Origin of the sequence: Sphingomonas prati, assembly GCF_014643515.1 — a bacterium.
In the GTDB taxonomy this organism is placed as follows: Bacteria; Pseudomonadota; Alphaproteobacteria; order Sphingomonadales; family Sphingomonadaceae; genus Sphingomonas_R; species Sphingomonas_R prati.
The window spans coordinates 1387813-1402142 of the sequence record NZ_BMJP01000001.1 but is presented as its reverse complement, the minus strand read 5'-3'; the positions used below and the strand labels follow the sequence as shown (position 1 = coordinate 1402142).

10 protein-coding genes are annotated in these 14330 nt (G+C 68.5%); 4 read left to right on the top strand and 6 right to left on the bottom strand.

All coding sequences use genetic code 11. The annotated features are described in order from the left end of the window. Positions 1–116: 116 nt before the first annotated feature. Genes xylA through IEX50_RS06420 form a run of 3 tightly spaced genes read right to left on the bottom strand, consistent with a single transcriptional unit; the run spans position 117 to position 4034 of the window. Positions 117–1427, bottom strand: a complete 1311-nt coding sequence (gene xylA, locus IEX50_RS06430; protein WP_157175836.1) for a xylose isomerase — start codon at positions 1425–1427, stop codon at positions 117–119. Continuing rightward, positions 1424–2887, bottom strand: coding sequence for a xylulokinase (gene xylB / locus IEX50_RS06425; RefSeq protein WP_157175124.1), 1464 nt, complete (start codon positions 2885–2887; stop codon positions 1424–1426). The genes xylA and xylB (IEX50_RS06425) overlap by 4 nt, the downstream gene beginning before the upstream one ends. Positions 2888–2894: 7 nt before the next feature. Beyond that, entirely contained in the window at positions 2895–4034 is a 1140-nt protein-coding gene (locus tag IEX50_RS06420) for a glycoside hydrolase family 43 protein (protein WP_157175125.1), read from the bottom strand. A gap of 219 nt (positions 4035–4253) precedes the next feature. On the opposite strand from IEX50_RS06420, the gene IEX50_RS06415 reads away from it, so the two are divergent. The 3 genes from IEX50_RS06415 to IEX50_RS06405 all read left to right on the top strand — a co-directional run bounded on the left by IEX50_RS06415 (position 4254) and on the right by IEX50_RS06405 (position 8700). Further along, entirely contained in the window at positions 4254–5342 is a 1089-nt protein-coding gene (locus IEX50_RS06415) for a LacI family DNA-binding transcriptional regulator (RefSeq protein WP_157175126.1), read from the top strand. Positions 5343–5433: 91 nt separating this feature from the next. Then, positions 5434–7212 (top strand): IlvD/Edd family dehydratase, encoded by a 1779-nt coding sequence (locus IEX50_RS06410; protein ID WP_157175127.1) that lies wholly within the window; start codon positions 5434–5436, stop codon positions 7210–7212. 57 nt (positions 7213–7269) lie between these two features. Then, the gene (locus tag IEX50_RS06405; RefSeq protein ID WP_157175128.1) at positions 7270–8700 is read left to right on the top strand and encodes a sugar porter family MFS transporter; all 1431 of its coding nucleotides are present in this window, start codon (positions 7270–7272) and stop codon (positions 8698–8700) included. A gap of 295 nt (positions 8701–8995) precedes the next feature. Here the strand turns inward: IEX50_RS06405 and xylB (IEX50_RS06400) are convergent, their stop codons facing one another. From xylB (IEX50_RS06400) to IEX50_RS06390, 3 genes are read right to left on the bottom strand one after another with little or no spacing between them, the layout of a single operon-like run. Continuing rightward, the gene (gene xylB, locus IEX50_RS06400) at positions 8996–9778 is read right to left on the bottom strand and encodes a D-xylose 1-dehydrogenase (protein WP_157175129.1); all 783 of its coding nucleotides are present in this window, start codon (positions 9776–9778) and stop codon (positions 8996–8998) included. Positions 9779–9789: 11 nt separating this feature from the next. Beyond that, on the bottom strand, positions 9790–10929 hold the full coding sequence (locus tag IEX50_RS06395; protein WP_184075050.1) for a fumarylacetoacetate hydrolase family protein: 1140 nt from the start codon (positions 10927–10929) through the stop codon (positions 9790–9792). Positions 10930–10955: 26 nt separating this feature from the next. Further along, positions 10956–13037 carry a GDSL-type esterase/lipase family protein gene (locus IEX50_RS06390; protein ID WP_157175131.1) on the bottom strand — a complete coding sequence of 694 codons (2082 nt, stop codon included), beginning with the start codon at positions 13035–13037 and terminating at the stop codon, positions 10956–10958. A gap of 221 nt (positions 13038–13258) precedes the next feature. On the opposite strand from IEX50_RS06390, the gene IEX50_RS06385 reads away from it, so the two are divergent. Continuing rightward, positions 13259–14299 carry a cupin-like domain-containing protein gene (locus IEX50_RS06385; RefSeq protein ID WP_157175132.1) on the top strand — a complete coding sequence of 347 codons (1041 nt, stop codon included), beginning with the start codon at positions 13259–13261 and terminating at the stop codon, positions 14297–14299. Positions 14300–14330 lie beyond the last annotated feature (31 nt).

The window sequence follows — 14330 nt, the reverse complement described above, 5'->3', positions numbered from 1 at the left end:
CAATACGCTGCCGTTCGGTGCGTGAGAACGCGTAACAAACAAAACGGGCCCGGCTCGCTTATGCGTGCCGGGCCCGTCATGACGGCCGGGAGGTGCCCGGCCGGGAGTGATGCCGCTTACAGGAAGCGGTTGATCAGGTTTTCGAGGCGCTCCTGGCCGCCCGAGCGGGGCTGGGGGGCGATGTTGCGTTCGATGGCGAGGTCGGCGATGCCGGCGAGGTCGCGGGTGGCGATGGCTTCGCCGAATTCACCGTTCCAGCCGGCGTAGCGTTCCGTCTTGAACTGGTCGAGGCGACCGTCCTCGATCAGCGCGGCGGCGTTCAGCAGGCCCTTGGCGACGACGTCGATGCCGCCGACATGGCCGTGGAACAGATCGGCCGGGTCCATCGACTGGCGGCGGACCTTAGAGTCGAAGTTGAACCCGCCGGTGGTGAAGCCGCCTGCGCGGATGATCTCCAGATTGGCGAGCGTCAGTTCCTCGACCGAGTTCGGGAACTGGTCGGTATCCCAACCATTCTGCGGATCGCCGCGGTTGGCGTCGATCGAGCCGAAGATGCTGAGTGCCGCGGCCGTCGCGATCTCGTGTTCGAACGTGTGGCTGGCCAGCGTGGCGTGGTTCGCCTCGATGTTCACCTTCACCTCGTTTTCGAGACCGTAGCGCTTCAGGAAACCGTACACCGTGGCGGTGTCGAAGTCGTACTGGTGCTTGGTCGGCTCCATCGGCTTCGGCTCGATCAGGATCGTGCCCTTGAACCCGATCTTGTGCTTGTGCTCGACGACCAGGCTGAGGAAGCGGCCGAGATTGTCGAGTTCGCGCTTGAGATCGGTGTTGAGGAGCGTCTCGTAACCCTCGCGACCGCCCCACAGGACGTAGTTCGCGCCGCCGAGACGATGCGTCGCCTCGAGCGCGTCGCGGACCTGGACCGCGCCGAACGCGAACACTTCCGGATCGGGGTTCGTCGCGCCGCCGGCGGCGAAGCGCGGGTGGCTGAACAGGTTGGCGGTGCCCCAGAGGAGCTTGCGGCCGGACGATGCCTGGAGCTGTTCGAGATGATCGACAGCCTCGGCGAAGAAGCGGCGATGGTCGGTCAGGTTGTCGGCGTCGGCCATCACGTCGGCGTCGTGGAAGCAGTAATACGGCACGTCGAGCTTCTGGAAGAATTCGAACGCGACCTCGCGCTTCATTGCGGCGGCGGCGCTGTCATGCGGGCCGCGGTGCCACGGGCGATCGAACGTGCCGCCGCCGAACACGTCGGACCCCGGCCAGCAGAAGGTGTGCCAGAAGCAGGCGGCGAAGCGGAGATGATCCTCCATGCTCTTGCCGAGGACCATCCGGTCCTTGTCGTAGAAGCGGTAGGCGAGTTCGTTCTGGCTTTCGGGGCCTTCGAACTTGATTTGGGGAATGGCGTTGAAGAAATCTGACATCAGTGGTTCCTGCCGTCGGTTTCGAGGGGGGTGATACGGGAATAGGCCGCGCGGAACGCAGCCTTCTTCTCCGCAAGGGCATCCATGAGCGCGGCGTCGGGCGCCTGCGTGCGGGCGACGGGCGGCGCGGTGCAGACGCTGGCGACGTCGCCGCCGTCGACCGCGAGCTGCGCCAGCCGGGCCGCGCCGAGTGCAGGGCCAACCTCGCCACCCTGAAGGTAGACGAGTTCGACGCCCATCGCCGCGGCGAGCACGCGACCCCAGTAGCTGGATCGCGCGCCACCGCCGATGACGGATAGCCGTTCGACCGTCGTGCCGGCTTCGCGCAGCACGTCGAGCCCGTCGGCCAGCGCGAACGCGACGCCTTCGAGCACGGCCTGCGACAGGCGGGCGGCGTCGGTATCGTTGTCGAGCCGGAGGAACGCGCCGCGGACCTTTGCGTCGTTGTGCGGGGTCCGCTCGCCGGACAGGTAGGGCAGGAACAGCTCTGGGCCGCTCGCGGGACCTGCGGTTTCGGCACGCGCGAAGAGTTCGGCGGCACCGCTCGCGCCGGTGATCCGCGCGACCCAGTCGATGCAGGAAGCGGCGGAGAGGTGGACCGCCATCTGGTGCCACATGTTGGGCAGCGCGTGGCAGAAGGCGTGGACGGCGCGTGCCGGGTTGGGGCGGAAGTCCGCGGTGGCGACGAAGATGACGCCCGACGTGCCGAGCGAGAGCAGCGCATCGCCATCCGCCACGACGCCGACGCCGACCGCGCCCGCGGCATTGTCGCTGCCGCCCGCGGCGACGGGCACGCGTGGCATGCCCCAGGCTTCGGCGACGTCGGCGCCGAGCGTGCCGGTGATTTCCGACCCCTCGTAAAGCCGCGGCATCGCGCTTTCGTCCAGCCCGCTGGTGGCGAGCAGTTCGGGGCTCCAGTTACGCTTGGCCACGTCGAGCCAGAGCGTGCCGGCGGAATCGGACATGTCCGACGCCTTGTCGCCCGTCATGCGCAACCGGACATAGTCCTTGGGCAGCAGCACCGTCGCGATCTTGTCGAACGTTTCGCGCTCATGATCGCGGACCCAGCGAAGCTTGGGCGCGGTGAAGCCGGGCATCGCGATGTTGCCTGAGATATCGCGCAGCCGCGGTTCCTCGGCCTCCATCGCGGTGCATTCGGCGGCGCTGCGGCCGTCGTTCCACAGGATCGCGGGGCGCAGCGGGCGGTCGTCCGCGCCAAGCAGGGTCGCGCCGTGCATCTGTCCGGCGAGGCCAACGCCGCGGACGGCGCGGCGGACGGCCGGGTCGATCGCGAGGACCGCGGCGCTTGTCGCGCGCCACCAGGCCTCCGGATCCTGTTCCGACCAGAGCGGGTGCGGGCGCTGGACGGTCAGGGCGGCGGTGCCCTGTCCGGCGATCGCGCCGGCTTCGTCGAGGACGACCGCCTTGACGCCCGAGGTGCCGATATCGATGCCGAGAAACATGCTGCGATCAGTCCTGGAACGGGCTGATCGGACGGATGGTGCCGTCGGCGTTGAAGAACATCTCGGTCACCTTGGCGGAACGCAGGTGGTTCTTATTCGACAGCTGGGTGTCGGCGTAGAACAGGTACCAGCGGTTCTGGAACTGGATGATCGAGTGATGCGTGGTCCAGCCCTGCACCGGCGACAGGATGCGTCCGGTGTAGCGGAACGGGCCGGTCGGCTTGTCGCCAACGGCATAGGCGATGAAGTGCGTGTCGCCGGTCGAGTAGGTGAAGTAGTATTTGCCCTGGCGCTTGAAGACCCAGGACGCCTCGAAGAAGCGCCGGTCGTGATCGCCACCGAGGATCGGCTTGCCGGCCTCGTCGGTGATGACGACGTCGCGCGGGGGGGCGGCGAACTGCTTCATGTCGGCGGTCATCGGCGCCATCTTGGGCGCGAGTGCGGGCTTGTCGTCCTGACGCAGGTCGGTGTCGCCGGCGTTGGGGTCGAACTTGCCCTTCGCCCAGCGCTGGAGCTGGCCGCCCCATATGCCGCCGAAATACATGTAGCTCTTGCCGTCGTCGTCGGTGAACACCGCCGGATCGATCGAGAAGCTGCCGCGGATCGGGGCGGCCTCGGACTTGAACGGACCCATCGGTGACTTGGACGTAGCCACGCCGATGCGAAAGATGCCCTGCTTGTCGCGCACGGGCATGAAGAGAAAATAGGTGCCGTTCTCGTACGCGGCGTCGGGCGCCCAGGCTTGCTTGGAGGCCCAGGGGATGTCCTTCACGTCGATCGCGACGGGGCCGATCGTGACCGGGCCGCCGATGCGGTCCATGCTGAGTACGCGGTAATCGTGCATCGCATATTGGTTGCCGAGATCGTCGTCCGGGATGCCCGCGTCGACATCGTGGCTGGGGTAGACGTAGATCTTGCCGTTGAAGACGTGGGCGGAGGGGTCCGCGGCGAAGATCTGGGTCACGAGCGGGGCGGAGAGGTACCGCTTGCCCTCTGGGCTGCGCGCGTTGGGGCCCACATTCAGTGTGCCGGTGCCGGTGCCGGTCGTTGCGGCCGGGGTCGGCGGCGTCGTCGGAGCCTGGGCCAGCGCGACGGAGGCGAGCAGTGCCAGCGGCACGGCGGCGAGGGCGGAAGAGCGGGTGCCCATGATCATGATCCTTCCTGAAGCGATCTTCTGCGAGACCTGTGGCGGTGGCGAAGTGGTTAGCGCTCTCATAATCGAATGCCGGGGGGAGGCAAGTCCAACTCGCCTCCGCGCGAGGCGGGGCGCCGTCTTGCCACGACGGGCGCGTCAAAGCGGGACCGCGCGGAATGGACCGGAGCGATGCCCTCTTGCCGCGGGGGCCGTTTGCGATAAACCTACATCATGAGCCTCGACGGACCCGGTAAGACAAGAGCCTCCCGCCGCGCAGGCGGCGCCCCGACAATCAGCGATGTGGCGAAGCGTGCCGGCGTATCGCCGATGACCGTTTCGCGCGTCATCAACGGGGTGAACAACGTCCGGTTGGTGACGCGCGACGAGGTCAACAAGGCGATCTCAGCGCTGAACTACGCGCCCAACCCGGCGGCGCGGAGCCTGGCCGGGGCGGGGCAGACGCGGATCGGGCTGTTGTACAGCAACCCGAGTGCGGGGTTCCTGAGCGAGTTCCTGCTTGGTAGCCTGGACCAGGCCGCGCGCAGCGACGTGCAGATCATCGTCGAGAAATGCGAACTGGGCGACCACGAGATCGAGGTGACGCGCCATTTGATCGAGGGGGGGATCGACGGCGTGATCCTGCCACCGCCGCTCTGCGAGACGGACTCGATCCTCGACCTGCTGTCCGCCGCGGGCGTGCCGACAGTTTCGGTCGCGAGCGGCCTGCCGGCCGACGAACTGCTCGCGATCCGGATCGACGATCGCGAGGCGGCGCGGACGATGGTGCGGCACATCCTGGCGCTGGGCCACAGGCGGATCGGGTTCATCACCGGCAACCCGAACCTGTCGGCCAGCGCGCGGCGGCTGGAGGGCTATTCGGCCGCGCTCGAGGAGTCGCGGATCCCGCTCGACGAGAAGCTGATCGCGCATGGGCTCTATACCTACCGGTCGGGGCTGGACGCGGCGGAGCAGCTGCTGGAGCTGGACGATCCGCCGACCGCGATCTTCGCATCCAACGACGACATGGCGGCGGCGACCGTCGCGGCGGCGCATCGTCGCGGGCTAGACGTGCCGGGCGACCTGACGGTGTGCGGGTTCGACGATACGACGCTGTCGACCGCGATCTGGCCGGAACTGACGACGATCCATCAGCCGATCGCCGACATGTCGCGCGCGGCGGTGGCGCTGCTCGTCTCTACCATCCGCCAGCAGCGCGGCGGGGAAGTGATGGAGCGGCACCGCACGCTCGACTTCACGCTGATCCGTCGGCAGTCGGATGCGCCGCCGCGGCGCCGGCCGCGCGTCGGCGTGTCGCAGTAGCGACCGCCGCTTGACGATGGTCCTGTATCTGGTAGCGTTATCAGCGATACGGCAGGCCCGATGCGGGCGATGCCGGACGGGAGAGTAAAGAGTGCAACGTCAACCGGTTCGTCCCTTCCGTTCGCGGGACTGGTTCGCGGACCCGGCGCGGTCGGACATGACCGCGCTCTACCTCGAACGCTTCATGAATTACGGCCTGACGCCGGCCGAGCTCCGGTCCGGGCGGCCGATCATCGGTATCGCGCAGACCGGGTCGGACCTGAGCCCGTGCAACCGCATCCATCTGGACCTGGCGCGGCGCGTGCGCGACGGCATCCGCGACGCGGGCGGGATCGCGATGGAGTTCCCGGTCCACCCGATCTTCGAAAATTGCCGGCGGCCGACCGCGGCGCTCGATCGCAACCTGGCCTATCTCGGGCTCGTCGAGACGCTGTACGGCTATCCGATCGACGCGGTCGTGCTGACCACCGGGTGCGACAAGACGACGCCGTCGGGGATCATGGCGGCATCGACTGTCGATATTCCGGCGATCGTGCTGTCGGGCGGGCCGATGCTGGACGGCTGGCACGACGGCGAATTGGTCGGGTCGGGTACCGTCATCTGGCGGTCGCGGCGCAAGCTGGCGGCGGGCGAGATCGACGAGGAGGAGTTCCTCCAGCGCGCGACGGACAGCGCGCCGTCGGCGGGGCATTGCAACACGATGGGCACCGCATCGACGATGAACGCGGTGGCCGAGGCGCTTGGCCTGTCGCTGCCCGGGTGCGCGGCGATTCCCGCGCCGTATCGCGAGCGCGGCCAATATGCGTATGAGACCGGCCGGCGGATCGTCGAGATGGCGTATGAGGACCTGCGCCCGTCGAACATCCTGACGCGCGAAAGCTTCCTGAACGCGATCCGCGTGGTCACCGCGATCGGCGGATCGTCCAATGCGCAGCCGCATATCCACGCGATGGCCAAGCATGCCGGGGTCGAGATCGCGGCGTCCGACTGGTCCGAGTTTGGCTACGATTTGCCGCTGCTGGTGGACGTGCAGCCGGCCGGGCGGTTCCTGGGCGAGCGGTTCCACCGCGCGGGCGGCGTGCCGGCGGTGATGACTGAACTGCTCGGTGCGGGCAAGCTGGACGGCGCGTGCGCGACCGTGACTGGCCGGACGGTGGCGGAGAATATCCAGGGCCGCGGCGCGACCGACCGCGAGGTGATCCGCGCGTTCGACACCCCGCTGAAGGAGCAGGCCGGGTTCCTCGTGCTGACCGGCAACCTGTTCGATGTCGCGATCATGAAGACCAGCGTGATCTCGCCGGCGTTCCGCGAACGGTATCTCGAGCGGACCGGCATGGAGAATGTGTTCGAAGCGCGGGCGATCGTGTTCGAGGGATCGGACGATTATCACCACCGGATCAACGACCCGGCGCTCGATATCGACGAGAACTGCATCCTGGTGATCCGCGGCGCGGGACCGATCGGCTGGCCCGGTTCGGCCGAGGTCGTGAACATGCAGCCGCCGGATCACCTGATCCAGCGCGGGATCCTGGCGTTGCCGACGCTGGGTGACGGTCGTCAGTCCGGCACGTCGGACAGCCCGTCGATCCTGAACGCCAGCCCCGAAAGCGCGGTCGGCGGCGGTCTGTCCTGGCTGCACACCGGCGACATCATCCGGATCGACCTTTCCGCCGGGCGTTGCGACGCGCTGGTTGACGAGGCGGAGATCGCGCGCCGCCGCGGTGAGCCCGCCCCGCCGATCCCGGCGAGCAATACGCCGTGGGAAGAATTGTATCGCGAAAAGACCGGGCAATTGAGCGAGGGTGGGGTATTGGACTTCGCAGTCAAATATCGCGGCATCGCGGCCCGTACGCCGCGCCACAATCACTGACGCTACGACGACCAGGGACGATGAAGTCGGCAAAGCCGGCATGAGGAGAGAGAGACGATGAGCGAAACGACGCGGGGCCTCGCCGGGGACGGCGGCATGGTCAACCACGGGTTCATTGCCGCGATCGTCGCGGTGGCGACGATCGGTGGTTTCATGTTCGGCTATGACTCGGGGGTCATCAACGGCACCCAGAAGGGGCTGGAGGCCGCGTTCGGGCTCGGACGGTTGGGGATCGGCGTCAATGTTGGCGCGATCCTGGTCGGGTCGGCGATCGGCGCGTTCGGGGCGGGGCGGCTGTCCGACCGCATCGGCCGTCGCAACGTCATGATGATCTCCGCCGGGCTGTTCCTGTTCAGCGCATTGCTGGCCGGGGCGGCGACGGGCTCGGCGATCTTCATTTTCGCACGCATTATCGGTGGCCTCGGCGTCGGTGCGGCCAGCGTGATCTCGCCGGTCTACATCTCCGAAGTGACGCCCGCCTCGATCCGTGGGCGACTGTCCAGCGTGCAGCAGGTGATGATCATCACCGGGCTGACCGGTGCGTTCGTCGCGAACTTCGCGCTGGCACGTTATGCCGGCGGGTCGACCGCCGACTTCTGGCTCGGCTATCCGGCCTGGCGCTGGATGTTCTGGCTGCAGGCGATCCCGGCGGCGATCTACTTCTTCGCGCTGCTCGTGATTCCGGAAAGCCCGCGCTTCTTGGTCGCCAAGGGCCGCGACGCCGAGGCGCACACGGTACTGACCCGGCTGTTCGGCAAGGCCGAGGCGGACCGCAAGGTCGTCGAGATCCGCAACTCGCTCGCCGCCGATCACCACAAGCCGAAGCTGTCCGACCTGCGCGACAAGACCACCGGCAAGATCCGTCCCATCCTGTGGGCGGGTATCGGCCTGGCGATCTTCCAGCAGCTCGTCGGCATCAACGTCGTGTTCTATTACGGCGCGGTGTTGTGGGAAGCGGTCGGGTTCACGGAGGACAACGCGCTGCAGATCAACATCCTGTCGGGTGTCCTGTCGATCGCGGCGTGCATCTTCACGATCGGCACGGTCGATCGGATCGGGCGCAAGCCGCTGCTGCTCGTCGGTTCGGCCGGCATGGCGGTGACGCTGGCGACGGTGGCCTACGCCTTCTCGACCGCGGTGACCGGGGCGGATGGCGCGGTGTCGCTGCCCGGCAATTCGGGCATGATCGCGCTGATCGCGGCCAATCTGTACGTCATCTTCTTCAACGCCAGCTGGGGCCCCGTGATGTGGGTGATGCTGGGCGAGATGTTCCCGAACCAGATCCGCGGGTCGGGCTTGGCGGTGGCCGGTTTCGCGCAGTGGATTGCCAACGCGGCGATTTCGGTCAGCTTCCCGGCGCTGTCGGTCTCGCCGGGTCTGGCGGTCACCTACACGGGCTACGCGATCTTCGCGGCGCTCTCGTTCTTCTTCGTCAAGGCGATGATCAACGAAACGCGCGGACGCGAACTGGAAGACATGGAGGGCTGAGGCTTTTCTCTTCAGGCGACGAGGGGCGGGGGCATCCGGTGGGTGCCCCCGCTTTTTTTATGCCTGGGTGCGATTGGTTGGGGGCGTTCTTCAAGCGCAGGGACTACGCGGGGCCGTATCGGCCTACCTTTCCACATGACGGTTTGGGGGGAGGGGCTTGGGGTCGAAGCTGTTCGGTGTTCCGAGCCCTCAGGGTCGCAGACCGTAGACACAAAAACAGCCGGCGATGGGGATCGCCGGCTGTCGTTGTTTTGGTCGTTCAGCGGCCGGGCTTGATCCCCGACCGCTCACCACATCAGCGCCAGCCAGCGTCGACCCAGTAATTGTGGGCGGTGCACATGCGGGCGTCGTCGGAGGCGAGGAACATGGCCATGGCGGCGATGTCGTAGGGCTGGATGCGGCCGTCCATGCACTGCGACGAGACGATCTCGGCTTCGCCCTCCGGCGTGTACCATTTTTCCTGGCGGGGGGTCTGGACGTTGCCGGGGACGATGCAGTTGACGCGGATCTGGTCGCGACCGAGATCGCGGGCGAGGCTGCGCGTCAGGCCCTCGATCGCGGCCTTGGCGGTCTGGTAAAGGACCAGATCGGGCAACGCGAGGTGCCAGCTGATCGAGCCGAAGTTGATGATCGCGCCGCCCGCGGCCTTCATCGCCGGAACGACGGCCTGCGACGCGAAGAAGGCGTGGCGCAGGTTCACGTTCATGCGGCGATCCCAATAGTCGGGCGTCACCTCGGCCACCGTGTGACGATCGTCGTTCGCGGCGTTGTTGAGCAAGACGTCGCAGCCGCCCAGCTGCTCGATCATCGTGGCGAAGACGGTCGCCAGCGCATCGAGATCGGTCAGGTCGAGCCGGTGGAAGATCGGCACATGCGCCGCGTTGGGCGAAAGCCGTGCGATCAGCGCCTCCGCATCCGCCTCGACGATGTCGATGAACGCAACGCGCGCGCCCTGCCGGACGAAGCCTTCGACCAGGCCGGCACCGATGCCGGACGCGCCACCGGTGATGATGACGCGCTTGTCACGGAGCGAGGGATAGACGGCGGCCTGTGCCGGGTCGGGATGGGTCTGGGGCATGGGATCTTTCATCAGGTGCGTTTCGACAGCAGCCCGCGGGCCGCCAGGTTGCGGACCAGCGCGGTGACGCCGAACGTCCATTCGGGCGCCGCCTTGGACGTGGTGACCGGGTTAAGCAAGCGGCCGAGCCGCGGCGACGCGATCGAGACGGTGTCGCCGACCTTGTGCGTGAAGCCGCGGCCGGGTTCGTCACGGTCCTTGGTCGGCGCGAACAGCGTGCCGAGAAACAGGACGAAGCCGTCGGGATATTGATGCTCGCTCATCGTCTGACGGACCAGTTCCTCCGGGTCGCGGCTGATCTGGTCCATCGCGCTGGCGCCGTCGAGGACATAGCCGTCCTCACCCTCGATCCGCAGCGCGACGCTGGCGGAGCGGACGTCGTCCATCGTGAAGCTGTCGTCGAACAGCCGGACGAACGCGCCGAGCGAGCAGGAGGCGTTGTTGTCCTTCGCCTTACCGAGCAGGAGTGCCGAGCGCCCTTCGAAATCGCGCAGGTTGACGTCGTTGCCGAGCGTCGCGCCGACCGTGCGGCCGGTGGGGTCGACCAGCAGCACGACCTCCGGTTCCGGGTTGTTCCAGGTGGAGTCGGAGCGCACGCCGACGGCGCTGCCCCAGCCGACGGTCGAGAGCGACGCGGCCTTGGTGAACACTTCGGCATCGGGGCCGATCGCGACCTCGAGATATTGCGACCAGAGCCCTTCCTCGATCAGCGCAACCTTGAGCGCGGCGGCTTCTTCGGTACCCGGAACGACGGCGGCAAGACCGCCACCGACGCGCGTTTCGAGCCGTTCGCGGACCGCGGTCGCGGCACCGGGATCGCCGCGCGCCAGTTCCTCGATCACGCGTTCCAGCGCGGAGACGGCGAAGGTGACGCCGGCCGCCTTGACGCACTGGAAATCAATCGGGCTGAGCAGGCGCGGCGTGCCGTCGGGCGACAGGCCGAGTTTGGCGAGATCGCCGATTGGTTCGCCCGCGGTGTGATCGAGCAGGCCGTCGGCGACCAGTTCGGCGACGGTGGGGGCGACGCGGGACATGTCATGGACGATGCCGCCCACGACGAGCACGGGCGAGGGGCCGTCGCCGCGGTCGATACGGCCGAGCCAGCGGCCTTCGCGCCATTCGGTGCCGAGGGCGTCGGCGGGGTCGAAGATTGGGGTCACTGAAGCGATCTCCGTTGTCAGGTGCACAGGCCGGCAGGCGGCCTTGCGGGGGGCATGGTGGACGGGCCGGCCAGCGACAGGGTCGGACCGGGCAGGGAAAGGTCGTTCGCCGCGGCGTAATAAGGATCGGCCTGCGCCGCGGCGAGCGTGGTGAAGCGGAACCCCATCGAGCGGTAGAGCGCGAGCAGGCGTGGCAGCATGCGCGCGTCCATCGCACCGACGTGCATCAACAGGACGTAGGGCACGTCGCGCCCGAGCTGCGTCTGCGCGCGCGCACGGGCGGAGAGTGCCGCCGTACGAGCGCCGGCGAGGAAGCTGGCGTCGAGCTTCGCGATCGCGGCGCTGTCGTGACGGGTGGCGCAGGCGGCGTAGGGCGCGTTCCACGCATAGTCATCGAAGCTCATCGTCACGGCCGCGGCGCGGTAGCCGCGGGTGCGAAGGTCGGTGCGGATCGCGTCGCGAACGGCGGGCGTCGCGCCTTCCGACAGGAACGGGTAGCGGAACCAGTGCCAGTCGGTGGTGCCGGCCGCCGCCGCGAGCGGTGCCTCGTTCTGCGCGATGTCCGCGGCGAACCTGACGGGCCCGACCGCGTCGAGGTTCGGATGGGAATAGCTGTGATTGCCGAGCGGCAGGCCGGCGGCGCGCCAGGCGGCGGTGGCGCTCGCCGTGTCCGCATCGCGGTTGCTGGCGGCGTTGAGGAAACCGAAGGCCGGTGCCTTGGCGCGGGACAGTGCGGCGGTGATCGCGCGGATCACGCCGACGCGGGTTTCGCCGGGCGGGAGCGGGCCGTGCGAGGGGATGTCGTCGAAGGTCAGCGCGATGCTGGGGGGCGATGCCTTGGTGCGCGTTGCGGACACGGATGTGGCGAACAGCGTCAGCGGCACGGCCTCACCCATCGCGCGGTAGCCGGCGGGGGAGGGGTGGAGATGGTCGCCGGAGTCGAAGGCGGGGGCGAGCCGGTCGGGACGCACCGGATCGCGGACGATACGGTCGAAATCGATCACCGCGTCGAACGTGTCGGAGGTGCGGATGAAGCGGTTGATCGCCTGGCGGTCTGCCTCCGTTTCGGGGCCGGGATGGTAATACTCGTTGCCCATCAGCGGCGTGATCGTGCCGCCGATCAGGCGGATGCCGTGGGCGTGCGCGCGATCGGCCATCTGGCGATAGGCGGCGGTGACGCCGGCGACGAGCGCGGCATGCTGTGCCGGGGTGGCGGGTGCCTCGCGCGTCAGGACGCCGAGGTCGTTCACCCCCTCCAGCACGATCGCCCAGCGGACGCCGGTGCGGGCGATGACGTCGCGGTCGAACCGCGCGAGGAGGTTCGGGCCGAGCCCGTCGAGCAGCACACGGTTGCCGCCGATGCCGGCGTTGACGACGCCGATCGTGCGGGTCGACGCGTTGCCGCGCAGCCGCTGGGCCAGGACGTCGGACCAGCGCGCGTTGGTGTTGGGCAAAACCCCATAGCCGTCGGTGATCGAGTCGCCGATCGTGACGACGGTGCCCGCGCTGGCGGGATCGGAGACCTCGACATCGGCGATGACGTACCAGTGGGTGAGCGTGGCGGCACCGGCGAGGACCGGGTCGGCGACGTGCGCGCCGGGGAGGGTGAAGCTGTTTGCGCGGGAGCCGGGGTGGCCGGTCTGCGGCGTGGGGGCGGCCGGCAGATGGAGGCTGATCGCGAGGTCCGCGCCGGGTGCGACGGGCATGGTCACAGGGTCGGAGTAGAGTTCCGCGCCGGCCGGGATCGTGGCGCCGGGCCGGCCGGAGAAGGCGAGCAGGACGCCGGCGTCGGTGCGCGCCGTGCCGAGTGCGAGCGGCCGAGCCAGATGTGCGGCCGCGACGACGAGCGGCTGCTTGCCGAACGCGTTGGACAGCCGGACCCTGACCTGGCGGCCACCGGTGGACAGGCGCACGACCTGGCGCAGGGTGACACCCTCGGCGGGGATGGCGGGGAGCGCGTTGTCGCCGTCCGCGACCATTTGCGAGGTGCCCCAGCTGGCGATCCAGTCGGAGCGGCGCGGGGCATCGGGGGCGGCGCGTGCACCGACCAGAGCGGGGAACAGCGCGATTGCGACCAGGGCCGTGGACCACCGCTTCATCGCTCACCCTCTCCCGTTTGTCGTTAGCGCTATCAATACGCCGTCCGCCCTACAGACCGCAAGCGACGCCGTGCGTCAATCGCGTCCTATCTACGAACGCGATATCACCGGGGCCGGCGGAGCGCCAGAACGCAGGCAGGCGGTTGTTATCGTCGCTTTTTCGGCGCGCGGACTCGTACGGGATCGTGGCGTTCCCGTGGCGGCTGCGGTAGGTCGTCGGGATGAAGATCGACCATCCCGCGGCGACCGACGCCCGCGTAGACGCGCGCCCCGCCGTCGATGCCGCAACCTTTGCCGCGGAGGTGGCGCCACGCGGTACGCCGCTGGTGCTGCGTGGGCAGGTCGCGCACTGGGCGAGCGTTCGCGCGGCGGCGGGCGGCGACCGTGCGACCGCGGATTATCTGGCCGGGTTGGGCGATGGCGGGCGGCCGATGGAGGTGCTGATCGGCGGGCCGGAATATGGCGGGCGGTTCTTCTATCGCGGCGACCATCTGGAAGGGTTCAACTTCCACCGGGAGAAGGCGCCGCTGGGGGCGTTGCTGTCCGAACTGCTACGGCTGGCGACGGTGCCGGCGGGCGAGCGTCATACGCTGTATGCCAATGCCGCGACCGCGCCGGAACATCTGCCGGGCTGGCCGGCGGCGAACCCGCTCGACCTCCCGCTGGGTGGGGCGACGCCGCGGTTGTGGATCGGCAACGCGACGCAGACCGCGACGCATTATGACGGGTCGACCAACCTGGCCTGCGTCGTGGCGGGGCAGCGGCGCTTCACGCTGTTTCCGCCGGAACAGGTCGGCAATCTGTATATCGGGCCGCTCGACCGGACGCTGGCCGGGCCGCCGGCCAGCATGGTCGATCCGCTGGCGCCCGACCTCGATCGCTATCCGCGTTACGCCGCGGCGCTGGAGCATGCGCTGGTCGCGGACCTGGCGCCGGGCGATGCGTTGTTCGTGCCGGCGATCTGGTGGCATCATGTCCAGGCGTTCGGGACGTTGAACGTGCTGTGCAATTACTGGTGGACGTTCGATCCGGCCAATTCGGCGTTCCATGCGCTGGTCCACGCGCTGATGGCGGTGCGCGACCGGCCGGAGACGGAGAAGGCCGGGTGGCGCGCGTGGTTCGACCATTATGTGTTCGGGGACGATGCGGCGTCGGCGGGGGATCATTTGCCCGCGGCGGCGCGGGGCGTGCTTGGGCCAGGGAGCGACGAGCGGTCGGAGCGGATCCGGCGGTATCTGCTGACGGCGCTTGCGAAGCGGTGAGGGTGGGGGCTCGATAACCCGTTCGTGCCGA

Excerpts from the sequence above, each read along its gene's own strand:
- IEX50_RS06420 (WP_157175125.1), bottom strand. The coding sequence starts at position 4,034 with ATGGGCACCCGCTCTTCCGCCCTCGCCGCCGTGCCGCTGGCACTGCTC.
- IEX50_RS06415 (WP_157175126.1), top strand. The coding sequence starts at position 4,254 with ATGAGCCTCGACGGACCCGGTAAGACAAGAGCCTCCCGCCGCGCAGGC.
- xylB (WP_157175124.1), bottom strand. The coding sequence starts at position 2,887 with ATGTTTCTCGGCATCGATATCGGCACCTCGGGCGTCAAGGCGGTCGTC.
- xylB (WP_157175129.1), bottom strand. The coding sequence starts at position 9,778 with ATGCCCCAGACCCATCCCGACCCGGCACAGGCCGCCGTCTATCCCTCG.
- IEX50_RS06405 (WP_157175128.1), top strand. The coding sequence starts at position 7,270 with ATGAGCGAAACGACGCGGGGCCTCGCCGGGGACGGCGGCATGGTCAAC.
- IEX50_RS06385 (WP_157175132.1), top strand. The coding sequence starts at position 13,259 with ATGAAGATCGACCATCCCGCGGCGACCGACGCCCGCGTAGACGCGCGC.
- IEX50_RS06390 (WP_157175131.1), bottom strand. The coding sequence starts at position 13,037 with ATGAAGCGGTGGTCCACGGCCCTGGTCGCAATCGCGCTGTTCCCCGCT.